The 25,786-nt window shown below is 44.0% G+C and carries 30 protein-coding genes and 2 pseudogenes; 15 read left to right on the top strand and 17 right to left on the bottom strand.

Annotation, left to right across the window (positions count from 1 at the left end; translation table 11 throughout):
• From K941_RS0102455 to infC, 4 genes are all read left to right on the top strand, one after another.
• The coding region (locus K941_RS0102455) for a transposase family protein (protein WP_029102360.1) at positions 1–265 on the top strand (265 nt) is incomplete at its 5' end.
• Positions 266–472: 207 nt separating this feature from the next.
• Positions 473–1,132, top strand: a complete 660-nt coding sequence (locus K941_RS16310) for an HD domain-containing protein (RefSeq protein WP_051225809.1) — start codon at positions 473–475, stop codon at positions 1,130–1,132.
• A gap of 18 nt (positions 1,133–1,150) precedes the next feature.
• Positions 1,151–1,540: a hypothetical protein gene (locus K941_RS0102445; RefSeq protein WP_029102359.1), complete on the top strand. Its 390-nt coding sequence runs from the start codon at positions 1,151–1,153 to the stop codon at positions 1,538–1,540.
• Positions 1,541–1,700: 160 nt separating this feature from the next.
• Positions 1,701–2,222: a translation initiation factor IF-3 gene (gene infC, locus K941_RS0102440; protein ID WP_036387272.1), complete on the top strand. Its 522-nt coding sequence runs from the start codon at positions 1,701–1,703 to the stop codon at positions 2,220–2,222.
• 45 nt (positions 2,223–2,267) lie between these two features.
• On the opposite strand, the gene smpB is transcribed toward infC, so the two are convergent.
• The gene (smpB, locus tag K941_RS0102435) at positions 2,268–2,735 is read right to left on the bottom strand and encodes an SsrA-binding protein SmpB (protein ID WP_029102357.1); all 468 of its coding nucleotides are present in this window, start codon (positions 2,733–2,735) and stop codon (positions 2,268–2,270) included.
• 358 nt (positions 2,736–3,093) lie between these two features.
• On the opposite strand from smpB, the gene nfsA reads away from it, so the two are divergent.
• The 3 genes from nfsA (at position 3,094) to trmD (ending at position 5,271) form a co-directional block, all read left to right on the top strand.
• Positions 3,094–3,876, top strand: a complete 783-nt coding sequence (gene nfsA, locus K941_RS0102430) for an oxygen-insensitive NADPH nitroreductase (RefSeq protein ID WP_029102356.1) — start codon at positions 3,094–3,096, stop codon at positions 3,874–3,876.
• A gap of 144 nt (positions 3,877–4,020) precedes the next feature.
• Positions 4,021–4,506 carry a pantetheine-phosphate adenylyltransferase gene (gene coaD, locus K941_RS0102425; protein ID WP_029102355.1) on the top strand — a complete coding sequence of 162 codons (486 nt, stop codon included), beginning with the start codon at positions 4,021–4,023 and terminating at the stop codon, positions 4,504–4,506.
• 6 nt (positions 4,507–4,512) lie between these two features.
• A complete protein-coding gene (trmD, locus tag K941_RS0102420) occupies positions 4,513–5,271 on the top strand; it encodes a tRNA (guanosine(37)-N1)-methyltransferase TrmD (RefSeq protein WP_029102354.1) in 759 nt (252 codons plus the stop codon).
• On the opposite strand, the gene epmA is transcribed toward trmD, so the two are convergent.
• The 3 genes from epmA to K941_RS0102405 all read right to left on the bottom strand — a co-directional run bounded on the left by epmA (position 5,272) and on the right by K941_RS0102405 (position 8,140).
• Positions 5,272–6,240: an EF-P lysine aminoacylase EpmA gene (gene epmA, locus K941_RS0102415; protein WP_029102353.1), complete on the bottom strand. Its 969-nt coding sequence runs from the start codon at positions 6,238–6,240 to the stop codon at positions 5,272–5,274.
• Positions 6,233–7,297: a 4-phosphoerythronate dehydrogenase gene (locus K941_RS0102410; protein ID WP_029102352.1), complete on the bottom strand. Its 1,065-nt coding sequence runs from the start codon at positions 7,295–7,297 to the stop codon at positions 6,233–6,235. Before K941_RS0102410 ends, epmA begins: the two co-directional genes overlap by 8 nt.
• 144 nt (positions 7,298–7,441) lie before the next feature.
• On the bottom strand, positions 7,442–8,140 hold the full coding sequence (locus K941_RS0102405) for a YidB family protein (protein ID WP_029102351.1): 699 nt from the start codon (positions 8,138–8,140) through the stop codon (positions 7,442–7,444).
• A 342-nt stretch (positions 8,141–8,482) separates the two neighbouring features.
• On the opposite strand from K941_RS0102405, the gene K941_RS14490 reads away from it, so the two are divergent.
• From K941_RS14490 to K941_RS0102380, 3 genes are all read left to right on the top strand, one after another.
• Positions 8,483–8,845 carry a sulfurtransferase TusA family protein gene (locus tag K941_RS14490; protein ID WP_115341049.1) on the top strand — a complete coding sequence of 121 codons (363 nt, stop codon included), beginning with the start codon at positions 8,483–8,485 and terminating at the stop codon, positions 8,843–8,845.
• A gap of 674 nt (positions 8,846–9,519) precedes the next feature.
• Positions 9,520–10,371: an RNA polymerase sigma factor RpoH gene (gene rpoH, locus K941_RS0102385; protein WP_208854347.1), complete on the top strand. Its 852-nt coding sequence runs from the start codon at positions 9,520–9,522 to the stop codon at positions 10,369–10,371.
• Positions 10,372–10,388: 17 nt separating this feature from the next.
• Entirely contained in the window at positions 10,389–10,754 is a 366-nt protein-coding gene (locus tag K941_RS0102380) for a DUF423 domain-containing protein (protein ID WP_029102349.1), read from the top strand.
• Positions 10,755–10,809: 55 nt separating this feature from the next.
• Here the strand turns inward: K941_RS0102380 and K941_RS0102375 are convergent, their stop codons facing one another.
• From K941_RS0102375 to K941_RS0102345, 6 genes are all read right to left on the bottom strand, one after another.
• Entirely contained in the window at positions 10,810–11,172 is a 363-nt protein-coding gene (locus K941_RS0102375; protein WP_036387301.1) for a diacylglycerol kinase, read from the bottom strand.
• A 742-nt stretch (positions 11,173–11,914) separates the two neighbouring features.
• A complete protein-coding gene (locus K941_RS0102365; RefSeq protein ID WP_029102347.1) occupies positions 11,915–12,622 on the bottom strand; it encodes an ABC transporter permease in 708 nt (235 codons plus the stop codon).
• Positions 12,619–13,350, bottom strand: coding sequence for an ABC transporter permease (locus tag K941_RS0102360; RefSeq protein WP_029102346.1), 732 nt, complete (start codon positions 13,348–13,350; stop codon positions 12,619–12,621). Before K941_RS0102360 ends, K941_RS0102365 begins: the two co-directional genes overlap by 4 nt.
• 160 nt (positions 13,351–13,510) lie before the next feature.
• Entirely contained in the window at positions 13,511–14,410 is a 900-nt protein-coding gene (locus K941_RS14485) for a transporter substrate-binding domain-containing protein (protein WP_084137651.1), read from the bottom strand.
• 33 nt (positions 14,411–14,443) lie between these two features.
• Positions 14,444–15,316 carry a transporter substrate-binding domain-containing protein gene (locus tag K941_RS14480; protein ID WP_084137650.1) on the bottom strand — a complete coding sequence of 291 codons (873 nt, stop codon included), beginning with the start codon at positions 15,314–15,316 and terminating at the stop codon, positions 14,444–14,446.
• 56 nt (positions 15,317–15,372) lie between these two features.
• A complete protein-coding gene (locus tag K941_RS0102345) occupies positions 15,373–16,143 on the bottom strand; it encodes an ABC transporter ATP-binding protein (protein WP_029102345.1) in 771 nt (256 codons plus the stop codon).
• A gap of 316 nt (positions 16,144–16,459) precedes the next feature.
• Here K941_RS0102345 and K941_RS0102340 point away from each other — a divergent pair, with 316 nt between their 5' ends.
• From K941_RS0102340 to K941_RS17015, 4 genes are all read left to right on the top strand, one after another.
• A complete protein-coding gene (locus K941_RS0102340; RefSeq protein WP_029102344.1) occupies positions 16,460–17,284 on the top strand; it encodes a heme ABC transporter permease in 825 nt (274 codons plus the stop codon).
• Positions 17,281–17,487, top strand: coding sequence for a heme exporter protein CcmD (gene ccmD / locus K941_RS0102335; RefSeq protein ID WP_029102343.1), 207 nt, complete (start codon positions 17,281–17,283; stop codon positions 17,485–17,487). The genes K941_RS0102340 and ccmD overlap by 4 nt, the downstream gene beginning before the upstream one ends.
• Positions 17,488–17,490: 3 nt before the next feature.
• The gene (ccmE, locus tag K941_RS14475) at positions 17,491–18,063 is read left to right on the top strand and encodes a cytochrome c maturation protein CcmE (RefSeq protein ID WP_051225808.1); all 573 of its coding nucleotides are present in this window, start codon (positions 17,491–17,493) and stop codon (positions 18,061–18,063) included.
• Between the two features lie 100 nt (positions 18,064–18,163).
• The gene (locus tag K941_RS17015; RefSeq protein WP_172462007.1) at positions 18,164–18,325 is read left to right on the top strand and encodes a TonB-dependent receptor; all 162 of its coding nucleotides are present in this window, start codon (positions 18,164–18,166) and stop codon (positions 18,323–18,325) included.
• A gap of 258 nt (positions 18,326–18,583) precedes the next feature.
• On the opposite strand, the gene K941_RS0102320 is transcribed toward K941_RS17015, so the two are convergent.
• From K941_RS0102320 to lgt, 6 genes are all read right to left on the bottom strand, one after another.
• Positions 18,584–18,772: a hypothetical protein gene (locus K941_RS0102320; protein WP_029102342.1), complete on the bottom strand. Its 189-nt coding sequence runs from the start codon at positions 18,770–18,772 to the stop codon at positions 18,584–18,586.
• A gap of 64 nt (positions 18,773–18,836) precedes the next feature.
• The gene (locus K941_RS0102315) at positions 18,837–19,343 is read right to left on the bottom strand and encodes a dihydrofolate reductase (RefSeq protein ID WP_029102341.1); all 507 of its coding nucleotides are present in this window, start codon (positions 19,341–19,343) and stop codon (positions 18,837–18,839) included.
• A 16-nt stretch (positions 19,344–19,359) separates the two neighbouring features.
• Positions 19,360–20,202 carry a thymidylate synthase gene (locus K941_RS0102310; RefSeq protein ID WP_029102340.1) on the bottom strand — a complete coding sequence of 281 codons (843 nt, stop codon included), beginning with the start codon at positions 20,200–20,202 and terminating at the stop codon, positions 19,360–19,362.
• On the bottom strand, positions 20,199–20,696 hold the full coding sequence (locus K941_RS0102305; RefSeq protein WP_029102339.1) for a hypothetical protein: 498 nt from the start codon (positions 20,694–20,696) through the stop codon (positions 20,199–20,201). The genes K941_RS0102310 and K941_RS0102305 overlap by 4 nt, the downstream gene beginning before the upstream one ends.
• A complete protein-coding gene (locus K941_RS0102300) occupies positions 20,693–21,196 on the bottom strand; it encodes a hypothetical protein (RefSeq protein ID WP_029102338.1) in 504 nt (167 codons plus the stop codon). Before K941_RS0102300 ends, K941_RS0102305 begins: the two co-directional genes overlap by 4 nt.
• A gap of 34 nt (positions 21,197–21,230) precedes the next feature.
• A complete protein-coding gene (gene lgt / locus K941_RS0102295; protein ID WP_029102337.1) occupies positions 21,231–22,106 on the bottom strand; it encodes a prolipoprotein diacylglyceryl transferase in 876 nt (291 codons plus the stop codon).
• Positions 22,107–22,547: 441 nt separating this feature from the next.
• On the opposite strand from lgt, the pseudogene K941_RS18155 reads away from it, so the two are divergent.
• Positions 22,548–22,676, top strand: a pseudogene (locus tag K941_RS18155) (IS982 family transposase); the annotation flags it as partial.
• Positions 22,677–22,890: 214 nt separating this feature from the next.
• On the opposite strand, the pseudogene K941_RS16700 reads toward K941_RS18155, so the two are convergent.
• Positions 22,891–25,761: pseudogene (locus K941_RS16700) on the bottom strand (DNA translocase FtsK); the annotation flags it as partial.
• Positions 25,762–25,786 lie beyond the last annotated feature (25 nt).

Genomic DNA, 25,786 nt, shown 5'->3' with positions numbered 1-25,786 from the left:
AAATGCTAAGTTTATCCTAGCAGACAGTGGTTATCAAGGCATACAGCATTTATACAAGCAAGCCTTTACGCCACTAAAACAAACTAAGAAATATCCACTTGTACAAGAAGCCAAAGATTATAACGCATTATTGTCTAAAACACGGGTGAGAGTAGAACATATCTTTGCCAAGTTTAAGGCCTTTAAAATGTTCTCAACCACCTATCGTAAATCATTGGCAAGATTTGAACTTAGGGTAAAGCTCGTGTTTGGGTGGATTGGGTAGTTTTGCAGGATGTCTACTACAACTCTTTTTTTATCGCAATAAAACAGTGCTTAAAATTGGCGGTTTATAGGTCTTGACTTTTGGATTGAGCTGGTTATACTCATTGCGTAACTTCTCTTTTTGGGCGATTTTATCGTCATCTTATCCCCATTCTCAATCGGCAATTCGCCAACCTGACATTTAATTTATCATCTTTGCGAGCAATTTATGAGAATTGAGCGTTATCACGCCTGTGCGTCATTTGTCAAAGAACTACATAAAAACCAAGTAGATAAAGGTGGTGGTCCTTACTATCATCATTTGTATGAAGTGGCGGACAATGCCAAACAAATTTGCAATCAATTAAATATTAGCGATGAAAACTTTGTTTTTGACTGTATGGAAATTGGACTTTTGCACGACAGCGTGGAAGATTGTGGGTTATCTTATGATGTCATTCAGGCAAATTATGGCGAGACGGTTGCAAATGGCGTACGCTTAATGACCAAACCGTACAGTGATAATGATACAGCATTAAGCGAAAATTGTTTATTTAAACAAAATTATGTGGATTATTTGGTGCGGTTGTATCAGTATTATTTAGATGGGCAAGAAGTGGCATTTAAAGCAATGATTGTTAAATTGTCTGATTTAAAAAGTAATTTAAATTATCAAAGATTGGGTGTAAAAAGCATTGATGAATTAAACCAAAAACAACTCAAAAACCTTTTAAAATATCATACCGCCTATCAATCATTGGCAAGCATTATTTTTGATAAAAAGTGGATTGGTATTGATGCGTTTAAAACGCAATTATTATCCGCTAAATTTTCTGATAATATTGATATAGATTGCCTTAAACAGTCCATTCATCAAATCATCAGTTAACCCTTTTAATGGAGTTTTATGAGCAAAGAAATCGTCATTGACAAATTTAGCATTCCTGATTGTGGGTGTTATCAGGTGTATTATACGGGTAAACGATTTTATTTTACTTTGATTCCTGACTTTAAAATTTTAAAGGAAAAATATGGCAAATCAGCATTATTTTATGTTGATGATGAAACAATGGACGATGTTAATTATAACAAATATCCTTTTCAAACCATTGAGCGGATTATTAAGGCGATTGTAAATTATGTCAATCACTCGTCCTATCAACAGGGTGTTGATGAGATTAAACATTTTAGTTTTACATCAAGCACCGAGCGAAAAGATAATATTTATGAACGCTATGCCAAGCGTATTGTTGAAAAATTAAATGGTGATTGGGATTATAGCAGTTATGGGGGGTGAATTTCACTTTTTTATCAAGGAATAAATTGGGAGTTTTAAAAACCGATTGAGCAAAGTTTTGTGCTAAATAACAAAAATATGGACTATGTTTAAAAACCCCTTGAAATCCCCACAATTTTTAAGTAAAATAAGGATCTATCTTTTTATTGGAGTATGACCCATTAAACCGTCAAATCGTCTAAATGTCAATGAAGACATTCGTGCAAAAGAAGTCCGCCTAGTACAGGCTGACGGCGAACAGCTTGGCGTGGTAAGCCTAAAACAGGCATTAGAGACCGCTCGTGAAAACAATCTGGACTTGGTTGAGATTGTCCCAGATGCCAAACCGCCCGTTGCCAAGATTATGGACTACAAACGTCATTTGTACGAACAAAAGCAAAAAGCCAAAGAAGCCAAAAAGAACCAGAAACAGACCCAAGTCAAAGAAATCAAGCTAAGACCAGGTACCGAAGAAGCTGATTATCAGGTCAAATTGCGTAAAATTGTTGAATTTCTAGAAGACAAAGACAAAGTCAAGGTTTCTATTCGTTTTCGTGGACGTGAGATGAGCCACCAAGAGATTGGACGAGCCCAACTTGAACGTATCATCAAAGATACCGAAGAGATAGCCAGCGTAGAGCAAGCCCCCAAGGTGGAAGGTCGCCAAATGGGTATGCTACTAGGGCCTGCCAAGAAGAAGTGAGCGAAGTCCAAAAACCCCAATCAAAATGCCGATTGGGGTTTTATCTTATCTCATGTCCGCCTTAAAGCCACGTTTTTTATCCATTTGCCAATCACGTTCTTTGAGTGTGGCTCGTTTGTCGTGGAGTTTTTTGCCTTTGGCTAGGGCGATTTCGCATTTGACCCGACTGCCCTTCCAGTAGCAGGATAAGGGGACGACTGCATAGCCTTTTTGATTGACCATGCCAAAGAGTTTGTCAATCTGCTTGCGGTGCAAAAGCAGTTTGCGTGTGCGGATATTGTCAGGGTTGATGTGCGTGGAGCTAGTCAGTAGGGGCTGAATGTGAGCCCCGAACAAGAACGCTTCGCCATTTTTAAAAATCACATAAGCATCCGTGATTGCCATTTTGCCTGCTCGTATTGATTTGACTTCCCAACCTTCAAGCGATAAACCTGCTTCAAAGGTTTCTTCGATAAAGTATTCGTGGCGGGCTTTTTTGTTGGTACAGATTTGGTTTGACGGTTTTTTTGCCATGTTTGTATCTCAATATTGTCTAGGGCGTGCCTGCCTTTGGTGTTTGCAATGAAAAATAGAGGAAATTGTCCGTTTTTCAAGGAAAAGTCTGCCGTTGATATTGAAATATCAACAAGAATTTTGACGTAGAAAAACCAGATTTAGCCATTTTTCATGCAAAAATGGATTAAAGTGTTAAATTTTCATCTTATTTTATAAGAGTGTTATCAAGGGTAGACATGCCCTACCTATTATAAGAGATTTGGTGGATAATTACAAACAAAGTCACGCCCCTGTTACATTTGTCTAATAAAACAGCATTTGCCTTTGGAGGTAATACTTGATAAGATAAGGCAAATTTATCATCATAGGATTTGCCATGCTTGACTCAAAACCAACCCTAGAAACCCTGCTAAATCACCGCTCGGTGCGTAAATACACTGGCGAGCCAATCTCTGATGAGATGCTAACTGCTATTTTGGAAGCAGGGCGTGCTGTCTCGACATCAAGCTACCTACAAGCGGTGAGCGTGGTGCGTGTGCGTGATAAGGCAAAGCGGACGGCATTTCGCCAAATCTCCAACAACCTAAGCGAAGACAAATATAACAACCTTATCGCCCAAGGCAAGCGGTTGGGACATGGCTATGTCGAAGACTGTGCCGAATATTTGGTGTTTTGTATGGACGCTTATCGTCATCATGCCCTTGCCGATGTCAATACCGACTGGACAGAAGTCATGCTCATCGGGGCGATTGACTCGGCTCTTATGGCCCAAAATATGCTGGCAACTGCCGAGAGTCTAGGGCTGGGCGGGGTCTATATCGGCTCACTGCGTAACGACATTCAGCGAGCAGGCGAGCTGTTGGCACTGCCCAAACACGTCGTGCCACTGTTTGGGCTGTGTCTAGGACACCCTGACTGGGATTCCAAAATCAACCAATCGCAACGCCCACGCCTACCGCTTGATGTCATTGTCTCAACTGACACCTATCAAACCCCAAGCGATGACGTATTGTCCGCTTATAATGATGAAGTTAAAGCCTACTATGGCGGTCGTGGTTTGGAGCTTGACTGGAGGGCCCAAATTGCCGAGACCTTTGGTGGGGACGTGCGTCCGTTTATGCTGGACTATTTGCAATCGCAAGGTTTCGCCAAACGCTAAGAAAACACCAAAAGTCGGACAAAAGCTGGACAACAGTTCGGCTTTTTCTTTTTTTATAAAAATTTAAAATAAAATCCCCAAAACCGCCAAAAATTTGCTACCATAAGCACTTTTTAATATCATTTCTAGCAAATTATACAAGCCATGACTACAAAAAAAGCCCTATACCCCGGCACCTTTGACCCCATTACCAACGGACACATTGACCTTGTCAATCGTGCCTTAAAAATCTTTGATGAAGTCATCATCTCGGTGGCGTTCGCTCATCACAAAAAGCCGTTATTTAGCTTTGATGAGCGAGTGGCACTGGTGCAGGAGATTTTTAAGGGCAATGAACGGGTGTCGGTGGTCGGTTTTGAAGGGCTGCTGGTGGATTTTGTCAAGGAGCAAAATGCGGTGGCAGTCATTCGAGGCTTGCGTGCGGTGAGTGATTTTGAGTATGAATTTGGGCTTGCCAACATGAACCGTAGCCTAGATGAGAGCTTTGAAGCGGTATTTTTAACCCCCGCCCAAGAGTACTCATTCGTCTCATCCACGCTCGTGCGAGAAGTGGCAAAACTTGGTGGCGATGTCTCAAAGTTTGTGCCGTCTTGTGTGCTTGACGGCTTTGCCAAAAAGTTCGGTGGGTAAGACGTCATGTTTTTTGCGGTCATTAGTATCTTGCCCCAGATGTTCGGGGCGACCACAGAGTATGGCATTACGGGGCGTGCGGTGGGGCGTGGACAGGTGGTGGTACATACCATTAACCCCAGAGATTTTACCGCGGATAACTATCGGCGGATTGACGAGCGCCCCTTTGGCGGGGGGCCGGGCATGGTCATGCTTGCCGAGCCATTGGAGCAGGCGATATTGCACGCCAAAGCCCTAGCTGATGAGTATTTTGGGAGCGTGGGTAAGGATAACCCTACCTGCCCTGTCATCTATCTGTCGCCACAGGGCAAGACCCTAGATGAACAGACGGTGGTAGAATGTAGCCAGTTCGATGGCATGATACTGCTGTGTGGGCGTTATGAAGGCATTGATGAAAGGCTACTTAGTGCCTATGTCGATGGCGAGATTTCCATTGGTGACTATGTGCTGACAGGGGGCGAGCTACCTGCGATGGTGCTGATGGATAGCGTCATTCGCCGTCTGCCAAGCGTGATGAATGATGACCAATCCGCCCTAGAAGACAGCTTTGTCGATGGGCTACTAGATTGCCCCCACTATACCAAGCCTCTGATTTTTAAGGATAAAAAAGTCCCTGATGTCCTGCTGTCGGGTCATCATGCCAATATTGCCAAATGGCGGTTTTTAGAGCAAGTCAAACGCACCAAAGAGCGTCGCCCTGACTTATGGGAGCAGTTTAAACCCACCAAAGAGCAGGCGAAGTGGTTGGCGGAGCTTAATGAATAGTCACGCCCTATCCGTCATCATCATCACTGCCTCACTAATGTCAGAGAGCTTCTCACGCACCATAAACAGACGGTCAAGCCCCAACGCAATCCCACTACATGGCGGTAAATCATCGCACGCACGGATTAGGTTTGTATCAATCGGCATGATTGGCAAGCCTAGTTTTGCCCGCTCAACATTGTCCTGTGTAAATCGCTGATACAGCTCATCGCCACTGGCAAGCTCATCATAAGCATTGGCAATCTCTATGCCGTTGATATACAGCTCAAAGCGTTTGGCAACAGTATGACCGTCCACGTCTGTCGCCACTTTTGCCAAAGACGCAGTCGCCACAGGATAATCGGTGATGAGTGTTGGCAAATCAAACCCCAAAGTCGGCTCTATCGCATGACTAAATAACAAATCCAGCCAACCCTGTTTATCATCGCCCATATCTAGGTTGATGCCCTGCTGTAATGCCGTTTGTCGTAGTGTCTCAATGTCGGCAGAAAAAGGGTGAATGCCGAGCATGTCCATAAAGGCTTGGGCGTAGCGATAGGTTTTAAAGGGTAGATTTTTATGCAGTGCCACGCCGATGAGAGCATTTAATTCATTTGCCAAATCGTCCAAACTAAAATGCGGACGATACCATTCTAACATGGTAAATTCTATATTATGTTTATGCCCTTTTTCATTATCACGAAACACTTGACAAATTTGATAAATCGGTATTTGATAATCCGCCAATACTCTTTTCATGGCAAATTCTGGCGATGTGTGTAGATAACCTGTTTTTAATTGACCAGTTTGTTTAAAATTGACACTCACACTTTCTATAAAAATATCGGTATTGCCATGATTGGATAGTATGGGCGTGGTAATCTCTAACACACCCCGACTTTTAAAAAACTGACGAATGTCGCCAATCATCTCAGCTTTACTCATTGCCAAATCTAAGGTCATGCTTGGGCGGTAATCGGTATTAGTCATAAAGCCATTCTCTTTTTAAATCATATTCTTTTCTTAATTTATCAAAATCCGCTCCATGTACGTTATTGGTGCAAATGTGGCGTAACTCGTTGTCATCTTTTAAAATGTCATAATAGCTTTTTAAAATATCGGCATTTCCTTTTAATAATTCATTTTTTAATGTTTGCCAATGGTAAGGATTGGGCGGTAATAACTTATCCATATTTTGTAAAATAGGTAAATTAAAATGCTCACAAAATGCCTGATAAATCATGTCTGTCCCACGCAACTTGCCGTCTAGGGTATAGCCTGCAATGTGGGGTGTGGCAAGGGTAAGGTTATCAAGCAGTGCCTTATCAATGGTTGGCTCAAAAGGAAACACGTCTAATATTGCATTTAAATTTTTATTATCCATTGCCCATAATAAATCATCTTGTCGGATAATCTCACCCCGAGCGGTATTGATTAAAATGGCGTTGTTTTTTAATTGTTCAAAAACGGATTTATCAAATAATTGATAAGTAGGATAATCGCCTGTTTTGGTTAATGGCGTATGAATGGAGATAATGTCGCTATTTGCTAATAATTCATTAAAATTTGCGTTATTAATGTCCGATGTTGGTAAATAAGGATCATATCCTAAAATATCCCAATTTAAGTCCTTGGCATATTTGGCAAGCACTGATCCGATATTGCCCAAGCCAATAATGCCCAGTGTTATTTTTTTATGGATTGAGTTGGGAAATTTAGTTAAAATGGCGGTAATAACATATTGAGCAACCGAATGTTTGCTTGACCCTTTGGCATTGGCAAAATGGATATTGTTAAAATGAATAAATTCATTATCCACATGGTCTGTACCAATGGTTGCCGAGCCGATAAATTTGATGTTATGGGGGTTGGCAATGGTGTCGGCATTGATGGGTGTTACCGAGCGAATGAGTAGGGCGGTTGGGTTGTATTTGTGGATGGCGGATTGGTTAATCTCACGCCCTTTTAATTTGATGAGTGTGGTATTCTCATGGCAAAAATAATCATCCAAATGGGCGATATTTTCATCAGCTAAAATGGTTATCATGAGGTCATGCCTTTGGCGGGATGGGTATGTTAGATGGGTGAATACTATTTACTTTGGTAAATTAAGCCGAAGATAAGAATTGTACCTCTTTTAAAAATAATAAGGTGCAGTTAAGCACCCTATTAAAATGGCTTGAATTAATCACTAGCGATTGGTATTCACCTGCTGTAAAATCTGACTAATCTCGGCATTGGCTTCGTTTTCGGTGGCTAGGTCGCCATTGGGGGTTAGGTCGTTCACCACTTGTGGCAGTAGCTCGGCAATGCCTTGGCAGACTTCTGTCTCGCTGGCTCCTGTTTGCTGACAGGCACGGTTAATCTCATCTTTGCCAAACAGACTCATCACGTCTTGGGCGTCTAGTCCGTCATTATCGGTATCGATGTTTACCCATGATTGGGCTTTATTGCCCAGTCCGTTGCCTTGGAATTTGGCAAGCACGCCTGACAGACCGCCATTTTTTTGGATATAGCCCAGCACGATGGGGATAAGAGCAAGGAGTAGGGTGTTTTTGTTAAACCCGCCTTTTTGTTGGGCGGACTGACTGCCAAGCACTTGACCCAATACACTGCCTAGGTCACTGGCAGGGACGTTTTGGCGAGTCTGCCCACCGCCTAGGAGCGAGCCTAGCATACCGCCTAGTCCGCCTTGGGCTTGGGATTGACCACCGCCAAGCTGACTTGCCATCACTTGCCCAAGCATACCGCCCAGACCGCTGTTTTGTTGGGCTTGACCGCCAAGTACGCTACCTAGCATGCCACCGAGTCCGCTGTTTTGCTGTTGGGCTTGACCGCCTGTTAGGGCATTTTGGGCGACTTGGGTGATGATGTTTTGTAATAAACTCATGGAGTATCCTATCAAATAAAGTAAATATTGGCGAAATTGCCAAATCATGCATTATCTTATCAGAATTTTAGTGAACCTGCGTTATTTTTATTAAAGGTTTTTGTAAATGGATGAGGTATTAAGCGACGTGGGTTTGTTTATGGTGGTGTCTGTTTTATTTTACATCATGCCAAAAATTGACATAAGAAACATAATGATTTGGCTTTTATAAAAAATAATGTGGACATTATCCAAACTAGGATTTGCTCTATGGTTGTCTTGTAAAGGCATGGATTTGCCCCCATGATGGGTTATTCTAAGCTGTTTTTAAGCCATTTTTTTAGCCCATTTTGAGCCATTGCCATGACCGATTTATCCGCTGTTTTTGACCTTATTTATGACATTGTGCCTGCTGATGTGGCAGATGATGTTAATATGACGGATGCTTTGCATTTTGCGTTGACTGAGCGTCTGATAACCGCCGATGATGTGGCGTGTGTCAGTCATTTTTTTGATGCACGCCGTCTGCCTTGCCCCATGCCTTTGTTAAAGGCAAAAGTAACCTTGCGAGATGTGGGGGCAGGGCGGGGGTTGTATCTGCTTGCCACCGATAAAAATTCACAAACCGACCTTGTGGCGTATTGCCAAAAAAACGGGCTGACGGTCAAGACATGGGCGTATGGGCAAACAGATACAATCTTTCACTTTTTGATTAGAGCGTGTTGAACGTTGGTATTTGCAATGAAAAATACCTGTTTAAAAAAGCAAGGGAATCGCCTGTTTTTCAAGGAAAAAGTGAAGTTTGATGGTCGTTCTATCAGACAAGCTTTTGACTTCGAGCCACAAGATTTAACCATTTTTCATGCAAAAATAATTTAAAATCATAAAATTTCACCAAATGTTAATAAATGTTATCAATGTTCACACGTCCTAACAAAAAGGTGTAAAAATCGCTAGCATTTGGGCGGATTTCGGCTTAAAATGGGGTGATATTTAAGATATTTAAACTGATGATTTGTTGGTAGAAAGAAAACATGCCCAAAAATTATGATTATGATGGTTTTGATGACTTTGACGATTATGGCGGTGATTATGCCGATGAGCGTGATTTTAAGTCGTCTGATATGTTAGATGAAGATGAGTTGGATGATGGATTGGATGAGCTTGACGGTTTTTCTGATGAGCTACTGTCTGATGAGTTGTTATCTGATGAATTAGACGAATTGGACGGCTTTCATGAGATTGATGACGCTGATGAGCTGGCATTGGATGAGTCAGAGAGTGAATTAGAAACGGACGAGCAGTCCCATGATGGGGCGAGCCTTGCCCCTGTGCTTGCCAGTCATGCCCCGAATGCCGTACCACGCTATGACGTCGCCACCAAGGATTTGGTGCCTGCCATGCCCACCAATTTGACCGCCCCAGGGGTGAATTTGGGGGCGTACATCAATACCGTACATCAGATTCCTATCCTAACCCCCGATGAAGAGCGAGAGCTTGCCGAGCGGTACTATCAAGATGGCGATGTGGAAGCGGCACGGCTACTGGTCATGAGTCATTTGCGGTTTGTGATACACATCGCACGCAGTTATTCAGGTTATGGTCTGTCGCAGGCGGATTTGATTCAAGAAGGTAATTTGGGACTCATGAAAGCGGTCAAACGCTTTGACCCTACCAAGGGCGTACGCCTTGTGAGCTTTGCGGTGCATTGGATTAAGGCGGAGATTCATGAATTTGTCATCAAAAATTGGCGGATTGTCAAAGTTGCCACCACCAAAGCACACCGCAAGCTGTTTTTTAATTTGCGTAGCCTTAAAAAATCAAGCAATCAGCTTACCTTAGAGGAAGCCGAAGCCATCGCCAAAGACCTAAACGTCACGGTCAAGCAAGTCCTAGAAATGGAATCACGCTTGACCAGTTATGATGCGTCCTTTGAGTTACAAGACTCTGACGATGAAGATGGGCGTTATGCTCCCCAGCTTTTTTTAGAAGATGGGGTCAATCCTGCCGAGATGGTCGAAGATGCTGACTGGGAAGAGAATACGACCACCGCCCTAAAAGAAGCGATGGACGGCTTGGATGAGCGCTCTCGAGACATCATCACTCAGCGTTGGCTTGCCGACCAAAAATCCACCTTGCATGACTTAGCAGCGGTTTATAACATCTCAGCCGAGCGGGTGCGTCAGATTGAGAAAAATGCCATGGATAAAATCCGTGAAGCAATGACCATTGATAACATGCTTTTTGATTAGAACGAACAGATGAACAAATGATAAACTGGATAAAAGTAGCAGGCGTGAACCTTGCGACAGCGGTGGCACTCGGGGCGTTTGGGGCTCACGGCTTAAAGAAAATCGCCACGCCTTATGAGCTTGATATTTGGCAGACCGCCACACTCTATCTGTTCGTGCATGGCTTGGGGATATTGGCGTTGGGCGTATTGGGGGCGGTATCTGCCTATCGCATTCATAGGGTTGCCATGACCTTGCAAATAGGCATTGCCATTTTTAGTGGTACGCTTTACTTGATGGCACTGGGGATGCCTAGATGGCTTGGGGCGATAACCCCGATGGGTGGAACGCTACTCATCATCGGATGGCTGATGTTGGTTTTTGTCAAGAAGTCGGATGGCTGATGGGTTGATTGATGATTAATTATGATAAAAGAGCAAATTTTTGCTCTTTTTGTTTTTATCCAAACATCGCCATGCCCCACAGCACCGCCACCAAAATAAGTGCCAGCGACTGAGCGGACGAGCCGACATCTTTGGCGATTTTGGCAAGGGGGTGATGCTCCATAGATGTGTGGTCAACGGCAGCTTCTAGGGCGGTATTAAAAAATTCCACAATGAGCGACAAAAACGACCCTGCCACAAGCATCATCTTGACCGCCAACGCCATATCGAGCCACAACGCAAGGATTATCAAAGGCATATGGAGCAGGATAAGCTGAAAAATCGCAGGCTCTTTGATGGCCGCCTTAAAGCCGTCTTTGGAATACGACAGCGTATTGATGATGCGTTTTAGCCCTTTGGTTTTGTTAAATTCGGACATGGCGATTTGGTGGGTTGATAATGGGAAATTTGTGCCATTATACCCACCCATTATCTATTTTTCAATCCGCCCAAAACCTGCTAAAATACTAGGGCATGCCTACCATTGATAATATTCTTATAAAATAAGATGAAAACTACCCCATTCTCAAATCCATACAAGTGATTGATTTATCAAGGGAAAATTGCAATTTGCCCCTACAATCCAAAAAATAATTGTCAGACAATCAATAAGTTAGCGTCTTAAGCTAAGAGCGAAGTGAAAACTTAAAATTGCAATCAATTTTGCATGAAAAATGGCTATCCAACCGCTTAAATTTAAAAAATTAAGTTACAGCTAACAAAATTGAATTTTACCACACAAACCGTTCGCCACAAGCTTGCCTGCGGGTCGGTTTCCGTCATGGGCAGGCTTAGCTCACCACGAACGAAAAACCGTGGTACTTTTTCATTTTGTAGAGTGTAAAATTCTTAAAATTTACCCAGTTGAATGGTTCGGATTGTGGCTCGAATTTAAAAGCTTGTTTGATAGAATAACCATCAAGCTTCACTTTTTCCTTGAAAAACGGGCGATTTTTCGTGATTTTCATTGCAAATACAGAAGGTGGGCCTGCTTTATTTTATGTGGATTTGTGGTATTTTTTGGGGTTCGGTGGATGTACTTTCCAAAATATCAAGAGATTTTTGGGGGTTAAAGATGAGCTTGTAACAAACAAAAACGGCAAACCAAGTTGCCGTTTTTGTTATTTTTGAACAGGATTATATCTTTTGTGCTTATTAAATGAGCGGTCAAATAAGCGAAACAGTGCTAATATCAACCATGAGATAAGCAGATAGATGATACCTGCAGCAAAATAAATCTCTAAGGTCAGGTACGTCTTGGCGATGATGACTTTAGAGGCGTACATCAAGTCCATGACCGTGATGGTGCTTGCCAGTGCCGAACCTTTGAGCATAAAAATCACTTCGTTGCTGTATGCAGGTATCATAATCCCAAAGGCACGGGGCAGGGTAATGCGGGTAAATTTCTGCACAGGCGACATGCCCAAAGCGTCCGCCGCTTCAAGCTCGCCACGAGGAACTGCCTGTATCGCCCCACGCACAATCTCAGCGACATAAGCGGCGGTGTTTAGCGTAAAGGCGATGATGGCACACCAGTAGGCTTGACTAAGCACAGGCTTCCACAGCACGCTCTCTTGAATGGCTTTAAACTGCCCAAGACCATAATAAATCAGAAAAATCTGCACCAATAAGGGCGTGCCACGAAAAAAGAAAATGTATAAAAAAGGAAAAACCTGCACCAAAGGATTTTTGGAGAGTCTAAGCAGTGCCAAAACCACCCCAAAAATCAGCCCGATGACACTGGATAATACCACAAGCTCCAAGGTGGTGATGGAGGCTTTTAGAAGTTCGGGAAAGTGCGTGATAATCGCTTGCCAGTTCCAGCTCATGCGTTTGCCCCTGTATGTTTTTGTTTAAGTAATTTTTGGGCGTAACGTTTGGCGGGATTGGCTCGCCACTCGCCAAAACTGATGCAGGCAGTGACGACCGCTGTCAGGCATAGATAAATAAGAGCTGCCACAAGATAAAAGGTAAAAGGTTCTTGGGTGGACTGGGCGGCACGAGATGAATAATAAATCAAATCTTTAAGCCCGATGAGCGAGACAAGGGCGGTGTCTTTTAATAGCACCAAAAACAAATTGCCCAAACCAGGTAAGGCAACCACCCACATCTGTGGCAGGATAATGCGAAAAAAGGTCTGAGCAGGTCGCATGCCTAGTGATTGGGAGGCTTCCCATTGTCCTTTGGGAATCTCTTGGATTGCCATGCGAAACACTTCGGTGGCATACGCCCCAAACATGACCGATAGGGCGACCACACCCGGCCAAAAACTACCAATGTCAATCCGTCCGCCATAACCAAAGACTTCTTTGGCAATAAACGATACAAGAATATCGCCCCCAAAATAGATGGCAAAGACTACCAAGAGTTCAGGAATGCCACGCACCACCGTTGTGTAGATGTTGGCAAGGTTTTTAAACAGCCAAATATTAGAGAGCTTGGCAGTCGCCCCCAATAGCCCGAAAATCAAGCCGAAAATCAGGCTCGTTACGCCTAATTTGACGGTTAAAATCGTGCCTTGCCAAAGTAAATCGGTGTATCCGTGGAGTTCTAACATGGTGTGGCGGTCTTTGTGGTTATTGTGTTGATGGCTGTTCAATAAAAATAGACAAGGCTTGCTTGTCTATTTTGGCTGTATTGCTTTGTTAAGGGGTAACCTTATCAAAGGGGTAAAATAGAATAAAACGCTTATTTTACCAATTTTTCAAAAATTTTGCTTAACTATTTTTAGTGCTCTCACTCACCGCAGTATTTTGTGTCTCGCTTGTATCCGCAGGCTCGCTTACAGGTTTGGTATCGCCAGCAGGGGCAGGAGCGTTGTCAGGAACACTGGCAGACCCAGTGATTGCAAAGTATTTTGCCACAAGCTCGTCATATTTGCCGCTGGCTTTTAGGCTTGCCAAAGCGGTGTTAAACTCGCCTTTTAGGGCGTCATCTTTACGCACGGCAATGCCTACTTTGTCATTGATGTCAATCGGCTCGCCTTTAATCTCAAAGTTCGCCCCTGCATCGGTTTTTAGCCAATCAGACGCTGGCACGAAGTCGGCAAGCATATAATCAATACGCCCTGCACTTAGGTCAAGATGGACGTTGTCCTGCTTGTCATAAGCCTTGACGGTAGCGTTAGGCTGATGTTTGGCAAGATATTCGCCCGAGACGGTGGCTTGCTGTACGCCCACGGTTTTGCCCGCTAGGTCGTTAATGGTGATGTTGTCGCCTTTTTTGCCGACTAGGATAAGCGTGTTATCAAAGTAGGCATCAGAGAAATCCACCACTTCTAGGCGTTCTGGCGTGATAGACATGCCTGCCATGATGGCATCCGATTTGTTCGTTTGTAGACTTGGAATGAGACTGTCCCAGTCCTGTGCTACGATGTCGCAGTCGGCTTTCATCTCGGTGCATAGGGCATTGGCAAGGTCAATCTCAAAGCCGACCAGATTGCCTGTATTGTCCAAATAGCTAAATGGCTTAAAGCTCGATTCGGTCGCAATCAGTACTTTTTTGCCGTCATTGGTGCCAGTGGTGGCGGTGTTTGCGGTAGTATCGGCAGGTTTGTCACCGCCACAGGCAGTTAGGGCGAGGGTGGTTAAGGCGATGGCTAAGTATTTGATTTTCATGATAAAACCTTTTGGTTGGTGGGTGGTTTTAAATTATTCGCTTTTTGCAGGTTCGGCAGTAGCAGACTCTTCTGCTTTGACAGTGTCAGCAGGTTCGACAACCGCTGGCTTGGCAGTATCGCCAAAGTGCTGTTTTTCTAGCTCGGCAAGTCTGCCATTGGCTTTTAGGGTGGCGAGTGCTTTATCAAAGTCCGCTTTTAGAGCATCGCCTTTACGCACGGCAATGCCTAGATTGTCGTTGTTGTCAATCTCATCTCCGACCAGCCCAAAGCCATCGCCATTTTGTTTTAGCCAGTCCATTGCCGAGACTTTCTCTGCCATGACCGCATGATTTCGCCCTGCTTTTAGGTCAAGATAAGAGTTGGTGTAGGTGTCATAAAGTTGAACACGGTTGCCGTCTTTGCCATCATATTTTTGGGTGATGTAGTCTGCCCCTGTGGTAGAACGCTGACTGCCTAGTACCAGATTTTTGATGTTGCTCGGGTCAAATGAGCCGTCCGTTTTTGAGAGCCACACGATGGTATTACTAAAATACGGCTCAGAGAAATCAACCTGTGCTTGGCGTTCGGGCGTGATAGACATACCTGCGATGACTGCATCGTATTTGTTGGTCAAAAGACCGGGTAATAAGCCGTCCCAGTCCTGTGCCACGATGTCGCAGTTTGCTTTAATCTCGGCACAGACGGCATTGATGACGTCCACATCAAAACCGACAATTTTACCATCGGCAGTCATGTTATTAAAGGGTGGGTAATTGGCTTCGGTGGCGATGACCAGACTTTTGCCTTCGCCTGCTTGTGGAGCGGTGGCGTCTGTCTTTGGTACATCGGCAGGTTTGTCACCCCCACAGGCAACTAGGGTGCTGGCTGTGAGTAGGCTTAGGGAGAATTTGGTAAATGCGTTCATAACAATCCTTATGTTCGGGGTTGATAAAAAGTCGGTAAAAGGGTTGGGTGCTTACTTTATCGATGAGACGCCATAAATTCTTTGACACGCTCGGATTTGGGATTTTCAAACACTTCGGTTGGCGTACCCATCTCTTCGATACGTCCTTGATGTAAAAAGACGACTTTGGTTGAGACTTCTTTGGCAAATCGCATTTCATGGGTAACGATAAGCATGGTACGCCCTTCACTGGCAAGCTCACGCATGACCGCCAGTACTTCGTTTACGAGCTCTGGGTCTAGGGCGGACGTGGGTTCATCAAACAGCAGAACTTTGGGTTTCATGGCAAGCGAACGGGCGATTGCCACACGCTGACGCTGACCGCCTGACAGGTTGTCAGGGTAGGCGTCTTTTTTGTCCAGTAGTCCCACTTTGGCAAGCAGGCGTTCACCTTCGGCAATGGCGTCTGCCTTGCTCACGCCCAGCACATGAATGGGGGCTTCGGTGATATTCTCCAAAATGGTCTTGTGTGGCCATAGGTTAAATGATTGAAACACAAAGCCAATCTCAGAACGAAGTTTTTCAAGTTGTTTGGGATTTTTGGCGGTAAGCTCGCCTTTTTTGGGGGTGAGTTGTAGCTCTTCATTGCCCACAAAAATCTTGCCAGCACTGGGCTTTTCTAATAAATTGATACAGCGAAGCAGGGTAGATTTACCCGAACCTGATGACCCTAAGATACTGATGACATCGCCGTCATAAGCGGTCAAAGAGACACCTTTTAAGACTTCAAGCGAGCCATAATTTTTGTGAATGTCTTGTAAATCAAGGGCAATGGGGCGGTCAGTCATGAATTTCTCGGTTATTTTTTAAAATCAAAATTTAATCGTATATTTTGAACAAATCTGATAAAAAAGGCAAATCATTTTTACCAAAATCGGCAAAAATTTTTAATTTTTTTCAAAATAATTAGGTAAAAAGGGCAAAATGAGAAAAATTTGTTTTATAAATGAGCGAATTTGACAGATTTTTTACCAAGTCGGTCATTGTTGGTGGTTTATCAATTACTGACAATCGCCAAAAATATGCTATAATTAGCCATTTATTGTCCTATTCTCAATTTTAATCATTACCATTTTAATGCCATTGACATTGTTACGGTGAGCCATGCCAAACACCCAAAAAGCCAATCCCCCAGCCGCCAAAAATACAGGATTTTTTAATCGTCTTTGGCAGGGTTTTTTGACAACCGTTGGCACAGAGCGATTTTTTAAGATTTTCTCGCCGTGGGTCAAGTGGCTTGCCCTGATTGCCTTTGTACTCATGAGTATTGGCACGGTATGGGGACTCATGTTCGCTCCGCCTGATTATTTGCAGGGCAACAGTTATCGCATTATTTTTATTCATGTGCCGACCGCCAGCCTTGCCATGAGCATTTATTTTGCCATGAGCGTGCTTGGGGTCATTTTTTTGGTGTGGAAAATCAAAACCGCCAACATTGTCGCTCAAGCGGTCGCCCCGATTGGCTTTATCTGCTGTGTGCTAAGTCTCTTGACAGGCTCGATTTGGGCGAAACCGACATGGGGGACATACTGGGTGTGGGACGCACGTTTGACATCAATGCTGATTTTGGCGTTTTTGTATGCAGGGGTCATGGCACTTTTTAGTGCTTTTGAGCATAGCCAAAATCGGGGCAAGGCGGCGGCGATTTTATCCATTGTTGGGGCGGTCAATCTGCCGATTATCAAATACTCGGTAGAGTGGTGGAATACCCTACATCAAGGGGCAACGTTTACCGTAACCAACGCCCCAAAAATGTCCGCCAGTATGTGGGTGCCACTGCTTATCATGATGCTCGGTATGTATTTTATGGTGGCAGCTCTTGCCATTTATCGCACCAATTCCTTGATTTTACAACGTGAACACAACAAAGCATGGGTAGCCAACTACCTAAATGCCAAAAATAGCCAGCTCAAAAGGGGCAAGCAATGACACCGTATTTTCAAAATTTAGCAGACTTTATCTACATGAATGGTCATGGGGCTTATGTGTGGACGTGTTATGCCTTAGTGTTTGGGGCGATAGTGCTTATGATTTGGTATGCCAAAAGCGAACGCACCAAGACCATTGCCAAACTGTCCACCCAGACCAAAAAACTCACCAACAAACAACGCCAAGCACTGGCAAAGGGTTAAGTTATGAATAATGCACGCCAAAAAAAACTCATGTGGGTCATCGCCATGCTGGTGGGTGTGGCGGTGGCGGTGGGACTCATTTTGTACGCCATTCGTCAGCAGACGGATTATTATTTTGACCCGACCGCCATTACTGCTGGTAAAGCCCCTGAGAATAAGCGTATCCGTGCAGGGGGCATGGTGGTGGCAGGCTCGGTTAAGCGAGACCCCAATGACCCGTTAAATATCCAATTTCAAATCACCGATTATAAAGCGGTTGTACCAATGACGTATCGGGGTGTATTACCTGATTTGTTTGCCGAAAATTCAGGGGTAGTGGCAACAGGCGAGTTGCAGGGTGGGACGTTTGTCGCCAGTGAAGTGCTTGCCAAGCATGATGAAAACTACATGCCCCCCGAAGTTGCCAAATCGCTAAAAGCCGAACACGCCGAACGGGGAACGGACGTCAATAACGGGCAATTTATCCCTGCCACGAGTATGGCGGAGATTGACCAAAGACAAGCCGAGCAAAGTCAAAGTCAAAATCAAGCCCAAGCCCAAAGCTCAACCCAAAATGAGAGCCGTGCACCTCAGTAGCGTGTAAAAGCCATTTTATTTTACAGAATAAAAAGAGTGTCTATCATGGACACTCTTTTTTGTTAAATGATGATTATTTTAAAATGTTATAATATTTCAATTGGCTCTAGACCATCATAACCACTGGGGCAATCTAGATTATACCTTATCCCTACGAGCCAATAACGTGCTTGATGAAAAAGTGTATATCCATAACTCATTTTTGCCCTTTGTGCCACAAATGGGGCGTAATTTTAGCCTAAGTGCCACCGTTAAGTTCTAGGGCGTGCCTAACCTTTATAACACAATTTAAAATATAGAAATTTTTTAGAAATAAAACAATGTTTTTGCATGAAAAATGGCTAAATCTTGTTTTTCATAATAAAAGCTTGTTTGATAGAACGACCATCAAACTTCACTTTTTCCTTGAAAAACGGGCGATTCCCCTGCTTTTTTAAACGGGCATTTTTCATTGCAAATACAAAAGGCAGGCACGTCCTAGTATGGCATAAAAAATCCCCATGATTGGGGATTTTTGGGTTTATTCAAATGTCTGCTGACCGAACTCGGCTTGCTCGCTGTCTTTTTGTTCATCAACGGTTGGATAGCGAGTGCTGGGTTCTTGGGAAAATGAGCTTTGTTTGTTCATCGCTTTGTCGGCAGTGGCGGTCATGGCGTTACAGCCAGTTAGGGCGAATGCCAATAGGGCAAGTAGGCTAAGATGTTTCATAAAGATACCTTGCTAAAATGGAAAAATAAAAACCATCAATAATCACGCAATAGCCATGCAAGAATCATGCCGATTTTTCATACCGCACAAACTCAAACCCAATCCCGCTCTTATCGTCTGTCTGTCTATCCGACCGCCACACTTCACAAAAATCGTCCGTAACGGTAGGATAATGCGTGTCACCTTGCACGTCCAAATCCACTTCGGTGATTTCCAAAATGTCCGCCATGCTTAGGCTTTGGCGGTAAATCTCGCCCCCGCCAATGATAAAAATCCTATCCTTGCCCAGTCGCACTGCGTCCGTCTTAGCACTGTCGATAGCCGTCGGCAAGTCATGAGCGACCGCCACACCGTCCACCGTCCATGTCTTATCTTTTGTGATGACGTGGTGCGTGCGATTGGGCAGGGGGCGACCGAGCGACTGGAAGGTTTTTCGTCCCATGACAATCACGCCCCCTGTGGTAATTTCTTTAAAATGCTTTAAATCGGCAGGGATGTGCCAAGCCAAATTATTATCCTTGCCGATACAGTTTTGACGGTCTTTGGCGACCACATGGACGATTTTTGTCATAACAGCTCCTTATTTTTTACACCGCCACATCTGCCTTAATTCTTTCGTGCGATTGATAATTCACAATCTTAATATCATCAAAGTTAAATTCAAATAAATCTTTAACATCAGGATTTAACTCTAACTGACAAAGTGGCAAAGGCGTGCGGGTTAATTGCAATTTAGCTTGTTCAAAATGATTATGATACAAATGCGTATCGCCCCCCGTCCATATAAATTCGCCCACCTCTAAATCACACACTTGGGCAATCATATGCGTCAAAAGGGCATAGCTTGCAACATTAAACGGCACGCCCAAAAATACATCTGCCGAGCGTTGATAAAGTTGGCAAGAGAGTTTATTATTCACCACAAAAAATTGAAATAAAGTATGACAAGGTGGTAAGGCAACTTGTCCTGCTTCAATCGGATTCCAACCAGAGACAATCAAACGGCGAGAATTGGGGTTGGTTTTGATTTCGTTTACAAGCCACGCAAGCTGGTCAAAGCCGTCTGTATTATAGTCGCCATTGTCGTTTTTGCTTGCCCCAAAATTACGCCATTGATGACCGTACACTGCCCCCAAATCGCCCGCTTGTCGTCCAAAACGGGCGGTTTGCTCTGCCGTTGCCCACTCGTCCCAAATGGTTACGCCATTGTCTTGTAAATATTTGACATGGGTATCGCCTTTGATAAACCACAAAAGCTCATGCGTGATTGATTTCATATGCACTTTTTTGGTGGTGAGTAGCGGAAAGCCGTCCGCCAAATTAAACCGCATTTGATAACCAAAGACAGAGCGAGTGCCTGTACCTGTGCGGTCGCCTTTGTCATCGCCATTGTTTAGGATATGAGAGAGAAGTTCTAGGTATTGTTTCATGGGTTTTTCTCTTTTAATAAGTGTTCAAAAAATGCCACTGTGGTTTCGGTATCAAAATAATGCTCATCTAGGCGGATATAAGTGGCATTTACTTTGGCAAATTGTTGCCAATCGCCTTTTTCATCTTGATAAATAAACGCTAATGTATATATCAATTTGCCTGTCTTGTAATCTTTTACTTCATGGGCGTATAGTTTAGACGCTTCATAGGATAAATATCTGGGTTTGATAAGTTCATGTTCTACAAAGGCGATTTTGTCAGGATATAATATCAGTTTTGGTTTTTGATATAAAAATGCCATGACAGCAAACAAGATAAACATGACAATGCCAAATATCGCACCAAACGTATTTTTGCCAATAAGACCAGCAATTGCAAAAAATAAAGAAATCAGTGGAAAAAATACAGTAAAAATAAGACCGATACGCCCAAAATAAACATAAACCCTAATTGGAAATTCAAAAGTTTTGCCATCAAAGGTAAATGTATTCATGTCATATTTCCCAATTTAATCTTATTAAAAAATGCTAGGGTTTTTTGTTGGTCAAAATGATGTTTTTGATTGCCAAAATACGCATTTTTTGGATTAAGATAAATAAGCAGTTTTTGCTTATCTTTATCATTCTTATCAAGGGTATAAAAATACAATAAAGACTGCTTGCCGTTTTGGTTTGTTATTGTCTGTTCCAAAAAATACAAGTCTTGCCAAGCGATATGGTGTGGCGTGGGTCTTGTTATGACCACCTTGTCGGTGTGTAATATCATGGCAGGCTTTTTTGCGGATAATAATGCCGACGTTATCAATAGTGCAAATACGGCATATATCGCCAATGTCCATGCGTTTTGAGTAATTGTGGCAAACCCCACCGCCACACCAAAGCCGATAAGGTTTATGAGTATGGCGGTTAGTAATAGGGCTTTTTCCGAATAGGGCGTGGCATAGACGGCAATGGGAAATTCAAAAGTTTTGCCGTCAAAATTAAATGTATCCATTTGATTTTTTCACATTGTTGCAACCGTGCTTTATTTAGGCTTTTTGCCAATCATAAATCGGCTTTTTATAGGCAAGAGCCATTAACGCCACCCCAGCGATAATCATCGGCAGGCTATATAGTTGCCCCTTACTCATCCAGCCAAAGATGAGTTCATAGCCCACGTCAGGCTGGCGGAAAAACTCTGTGGTAAAACGGCTACACCCATAACCGAGTAAAAACAGAGCGGAGACGGCATAACGAGGGCGAGGCTTGCTACTAAACCACCATAAGAGGATAAATAACAGTACGCCCTCTGTAAAGGCTTGATAAAGCTGGCTTGGGTGGCGGGGCAGTAGGTAGTATTCGCCCATTTTCACGGCAATTTCATGTAAACTCGGGTCAGCATTGATAAGTTCATGGTCAGCGTGAACCGCTTGGGGAAAGTACATGAGATGAGCATAATCACCATGTGACACCCGCCCCCATAGCTCGCCGTTAATAAAGTTACCAATCCGCCCAAACAGCAAGCCTAACGGCACGCAAGGGGCGATAAAATCCAGCACGGCAAAGGCGTGTTTTTTGTATTTACGTCCAAAAAAGAACATGGCAACGACCACACCGACAAATCCGCCATGAAAGCTCATGCCCCCTTCCCACACCTTAAACAGATAAGCAGGGTTTGCCAAAAACTCGCCAAAATTGTACAAAATCACATAGCCAATACGACCGCCCAAAATCACGCCCATCGCCCCAAAAAATATCAAATCTGAGACCATCTCGCCTGTAAAATCGCCCCGTTTTTTGCCACGATAAGTCGCCAATATGTAGGCGGATAAAAAAGCAAGCAGGTACATGAGTCCATACCAATGCACTTGGAGAAAGCCCAAATCAAGGGCAACAGGGTCAAATTGGGGGTGTGTGATTGCCATAAAAAATCGTCAGCTAAATTGGTGATATGTAAAAACTTCGCCCGTTATTTACATTTTGTTTAAAATAAAACTCTAACCACCCACAAGAAGTAAAGGTCAAAGTTTTTCCTGTAATGTCATCTTTCTTGGCTAAAGATGAATGTGGCTTAATGGTGCTATAGAAATTGACAAAACGGTTTAGCTCTTGCTTGCGGTGTTCGCTGTCAGTAAATCCTGTTTTATCAGGCAGTATCGCAACAAACAGATATTCTCGTCTGTCTATAATGCTCTGTCCTTTGATCAGGGGTAAGGGAGCAACCCTGTGTTTTTGATGTTCATTTGCAGTATTTTGCCTATCCTGTAAATAACGGTGGTTTGTCTTACAGCTTGGGTTATTATTGTAGCATATTTTGGTTGTGGTGGATATGGTTTGATGATATCGAATAACCCCACTCTCAACTTAAAACCACCAAAGCAAGAGATTTATGGCACCTGTCTAATCGTGTGATTAGAAAACCCTTGGCTTACAGTCTTTGTGTGCAGATTAACAAACAACTTAGCAATCCACCACTTACACCCAAGAAACTTTAAAATTACTACAAATACAATGATGTGTGGACGTAGGGGCGTGCTGAGCATGCCTTGTATAGTAATATCATCAAAGGGTGTGCTCAGCACACCCCTACAAACCCGTGATAAATATCAAGTTGGTTGGGTGTACGTAATTGGTGAAAGCTACCGTAAGTGCTATTAAAAGAGCCTATGTTTAGGCTCTTTTTTATAATCAAGGCAGATTGTCATCTTATCACATCAAAATCTGCCGTTTACCAGCATTATCCATCGGACTGACCAATCCCGCCTCTTCCATCATATCCACGATACGAGCGGCACGGTTATAACCAATGCCCAGTTTACGCTGAATGCTGGATATGGAGACTTTACGGCTTTCCATGACAAAGGTCACCGCCTGATGATAATATTCATCATCACCGCCCTTACCCAGTCCATCCCCTGACCCTTCGCCTTCAAAAGTGTAACTATTTGACAGGTCAATATAATCAGGACTACCACGCTCACGCCACGCATCGCAGACACGGTTAACCTCATCATCATCCACATACGCCCCATGCACACGGCGTGGGGTGTTCTCGCCCGGCCCGATGAACATCATGTCACCATTACCAAGCATACTCTCCGCCCCACCCTCTTCGATGATGGTACGACTGTCCACCTTTGAGTTCACTCGTAGGGCGACACGAGAGGGGATATTTGCCTTAATCAGACCTGTGACGACATTCACCGTTGGACGCTGAGTGGCAAGCACCAGATGAATGCCAGCGGCACGAGCCTTTTGGGCAAGGCGGACAATCGGCTCTTCGGCAGTTTTACCTAACTGCATAATCATATCCGCAAATTCATCCGCCACGATGACGATGAGCGGTAAAGGCTTGAGCTTGGGGGCGGTCTTGATGCTGACATTTTCGTCCGCTCGCCACAGTGGGTCAAATATCGGCTCGCCTGAAGTCTCAGCTTGTAGCACTTTTTTGTTAAATTCTGAGATTTTACGCACACGCAGTAAGCTCATGAGCTGATAACGTCGCTCCATCTCATTCACGCACCACGTCAGAGCAGCGGTCGCCTCAGTCATGTCCGTAATCACAGGCGTGAGCAGGTGTGGTATGTCGCCATAGTTGGCAAGTTCTAGCTGTTTAGGGTCAATCAGCACCAGTTTGAGCTCATCAGGGGTGTACTTAAAGAGCATGGAGAGCAAGATAGAGTTCACAAAAACTGACTTACCTGAGCCTGTCGTGCCCGCCACCAGCATATGCGGGGCTTTGGCAAGGTCAGCGATGACCACCTTGCCGCCGATGTCTTTACCGATGGCGACACCGATTTGCTTATCAGGGTTTTTATAATCAGGTGTATCCAGCAGTTCGATGAGTCGCACCATCTCTCGCTTTTTGTTAGGCACTTCAATGCCGATATAAGGCTTGCCTGGTATGACTTCGACCACACGTAGGCTTGCCATAGAAAGCGACCGTGCCAAATCCTGTGCCGCTCCCGTCACTCGGCTTGCTTTAATCCCTGCCGCCAGCTCCACCTCAAAGCGAGTCACCACAGGACCGACCATGGCACTAACCACACTTGCTTTGATGTTAAACTCTTTTAGCTTAATCTCTAACAGTTCAGATAACTTTTCTATCTCTCGCTCAGTGTAGCTTGGCTGTTTGTTGGCATCAGGCTTATCTAGGATAGACAGCTCAGGAATAGGCGATAGGCTCATGCGATGGGTGAGCGTGTCCATCGCTCGTGACCGCTGTGGGTTTGGTGCATCCGCTCCTACATCTTTAAAATGTGCCTGCTTGGGTGTATCTTCTACGGACAAGGGTCTTTTTGGGATAAAATTATCAGAATGTAAAGGTGGCTGGGTCAGCTCTTCGTCCAATATCCCTGTCATTCCATCTGTTGTCACATCGTTTTTAACATCAGCTTTACCTGATGAATTTATTCGCATGCCCTCATTTAATCTCTCTTGTGTATCAATCTGCAAATCCTGTTCTTGTATTTCTTGATTTAGTAAATCCTTTGACAGTTTCACCCACTCATCATCAAAGACATTATCACGACTGATGTTAGTGGTTTGATTGGTTCGGTTGTTTTGGTAGACAAAATCCACCTCATCATCAACATTTATCTCAATCCCCATCTTTGCATCAACAGTTTGATTGTCATTGATATTTACTTGCTCATCAATATCATTCGTACTAACAATTTTTACCTTAGTTTTGGGCGTCAACTCAACGATATCATCAGAATCATGATTTAAAACCTCAATCATCTCATCATCATTCATGAACTCTAACGGCTTGCTCTTGCTCTCATGATGAATCCCATCTGCCTGCCGAGCATGCAACTGATTGGCGTCCAGTGTCAAATTATCTACTTTTAATACCACTTCATCAGCATGAATCTCCACACGACCCACTTGTGACTCTCCGTCTTGTTTGCCCTGCTGAGTATTTGCCAGTATCTCATCACGCAGTCCTGATGTCTGCAAAAACTCTGATAGGTCTTCACTATTGTGATGAACAGATGACACGATTGGTGCGTCATCCTTGACCACTTCAAACAGCTTGGTGTCTTCTTGATTTGGCTTGACCGATTCGGCAGGTTTGGCTTTTTTATCGCCATCAAGCCAACCCATGAACCAGCCAAAAAATGCTGATGGACGCACTTCAAATGCCAACACCGTGACAACACCCGTTATAATCAGCAAAAATATCGCTGTCGCCACATTGCCAAACTGCTGCACCAATGCCTGATATAATCCAGCCCCCATGACACCACCAGTGATAAGTCCTGTGTCATGCTCGCCTGCTGTCCCCCATCCTGCCAACAGCCCACTAAGGCACACCAACAAAAAACCATACGCAAGCACCCGAAGCTGCCACATGACCTGCGACTGTCGCCACCATAAAAGTGCCACTTCATACATCATGACCAGCACCAGCCACCATGACCCATACCCAAAAAACACGTGCAGAATGTCAGCAACCCAAGCCCCAAGGCGACCGCCAACATTGGTAATCTCCTGTCTGCCACCGACATGCGACCATGCAGGGTCTAAGGTGTTATAGGATAATAATGATAAAAACAAGAACCCAAGCACCGTCGTGCCAAACACGCTAAAAAACAGACGT

The sequence above is a fragment of the Moraxella caprae DSM 19149 genome (assembly GCF_000426885.1).
Taxonomy (GTDB): Bacteria; Pseudomonadota; Gammaproteobacteria; order Pseudomonadales; family Moraxellaceae; genus Moraxella; species Moraxella caprae.
Note: the sequence above shows the minus strand (reverse complement) of the source record. Positions and strands in the feature narration are given on the sequence as shown.

Excerpts from the sequence above, each read along its gene's own strand:
- K941_RS16310 (WP_051225809.1), top strand. The coding sequence starts at position 473 with ATGAGAATTGAGCGTTATCACGCCTGTGCGTCATTTGTCAAAGAACTA.
- K941_RS0102445 (WP_029102359.1), top strand. The coding sequence starts at position 1,151 with ATGAGCAAAGAAATCGTCATTGACAAATTTAGCATTCCTGATTGTGGG.
- smpB (WP_029102357.1), bottom strand. The coding sequence starts at position 2,735 with ATGGCAAAAAAACCGTCAAACCAAATCTGTACCAACAAAAAAGCCCGC.
- nfsA (WP_029102356.1), top strand. The coding sequence starts at position 3,094 with ATGCTTGACTCAAAACCAACCCTAGAAACCCTGCTAAATCACCGCTCG.
- coaD (WP_029102355.1), top strand. The coding sequence starts at position 4,021 with ATGACTACAAAAAAAGCCCTATACCCCGGCACCTTTGACCCCATTACC.
- trmD (WP_029102354.1), top strand. The coding sequence starts at position 4,513 with ATGTTTTTTGCGGTCATTAGTATCTTGCCCCAGATGTTCGGGGCGACC.
- epmA (WP_029102353.1), bottom strand. The coding sequence starts at position 6,240 with ATGACTAATACCGATTACCGCCCAAGCATGACCTTAGATTTGGCAATG.
- K941_RS0102410 (WP_029102352.1), bottom strand. The coding sequence starts at position 7,297 with ATGATAACCATTTTAGCTGATGAAAATATCGCCCATTTGGATGATTAT.
- K941_RS0102405 (WP_029102351.1), bottom strand. The coding sequence starts at position 8,140 with ATGAGTTTATTACAAAACATCATCACCCAAGTCGCCCAAAATGCCCTA.
- K941_RS14490 (WP_115341049.1), top strand. The coding sequence starts at position 8,483 with ATGACCGATTTATCCGCTGTTTTTGACCTTATTTATGACATTGTGCCT.
- rpoH (WP_208854347.1), top strand. The coding sequence starts at position 9,520 with ATGCCCACCAATTTGACCGCCCCAGGGGTGAATTTGGGGGCGTACATC.
- K941_RS0102380 (WP_029102349.1), top strand. The coding sequence starts at position 10,389 with ATGATAAACTGGATAAAAGTAGCAGGCGTGAACCTTGCGACAGCGGTG.
- K941_RS0102375 (WP_036387301.1), bottom strand. The coding sequence starts at position 11,172 with ATGTCCGAATTTAACAAAACCAAAGGGCTAAAACGCATCATCAATACG.
- K941_RS0102365 (WP_029102347.1), bottom strand. The coding sequence starts at position 12,622 with ATGAGCTGGAACTGGCAAGCGATTATCACGCACTTTCCCGAACTTCTA.
- K941_RS0102360 (WP_029102346.1), bottom strand. The coding sequence starts at position 13,350 with ATGTTAGAACTCCACGGATACACCGATTTACTTTGGCAAGGCACGATT.
- K941_RS14485 (WP_084137651.1), bottom strand. The coding sequence starts at position 14,410 with ATGAAAATCAAATACTTAGCCATCGCCTTAACCACCCTCGCCCTAACT.
- K941_RS14480 (WP_084137650.1), bottom strand. The coding sequence starts at position 15,316 with ATGAACGCATTTACCAAATTCTCCCTAAGCCTACTCACAGCCAGCACC.
- K941_RS0102345 (WP_029102345.1), bottom strand. The coding sequence starts at position 16,143 with ATGACTGACCGCCCCATTGCCCTTGATTTACAAGACATTCACAAAAAT.
- K941_RS0102340 (WP_029102344.1), top strand. The coding sequence starts at position 16,460 with ATGCCAAACACCCAAAAAGCCAATCCCCCAGCCGCCAAAAATACAGGA.
- ccmD (WP_029102343.1), top strand. The coding sequence starts at position 17,281 with ATGACACCGTATTTTCAAAATTTAGCAGACTTTATCTACATGAATGGT.
- ccmE (WP_051225808.1), top strand. The coding sequence starts at position 17,491 with ATGAATAATGCACGCCAAAAAAAACTCATGTGGGTCATCGCCATGCTG.
- K941_RS0102320 (WP_029102342.1), bottom strand. The coding sequence starts at position 18,772 with ATGAAACATCTTAGCCTACTTGCCCTATTGGCATTCGCCCTAACTGGC.
- K941_RS0102315 (WP_029102341.1), bottom strand. The coding sequence starts at position 19,343 with ATGACAAAAATCGTCCATGTGGTCGCCAAAGACCGTCAAAACTGTATC.
- K941_RS0102310 (WP_029102340.1), bottom strand. The coding sequence starts at position 20,202 with ATGAAACAATACCTAGAACTTCTCTCTCATATCCTAAACAATGGCGAT.
- K941_RS0102305 (WP_029102339.1), bottom strand. The coding sequence starts at position 20,696 with ATGAATACATTTACCTTTGATGGCAAAACTTTTGAATTTCCAATTAGG.
- K941_RS0102300 (WP_029102338.1), bottom strand. The coding sequence starts at position 21,196 with ATGGATACATTTAATTTTGACGGCAAAACTTTTGAATTTCCCATTGCC.
- lgt (WP_029102337.1), bottom strand. The coding sequence starts at position 22,106 with ATGGCAATCACACACCCCCAATTTGACCCTGTTGCCCTTGATTTGGGC.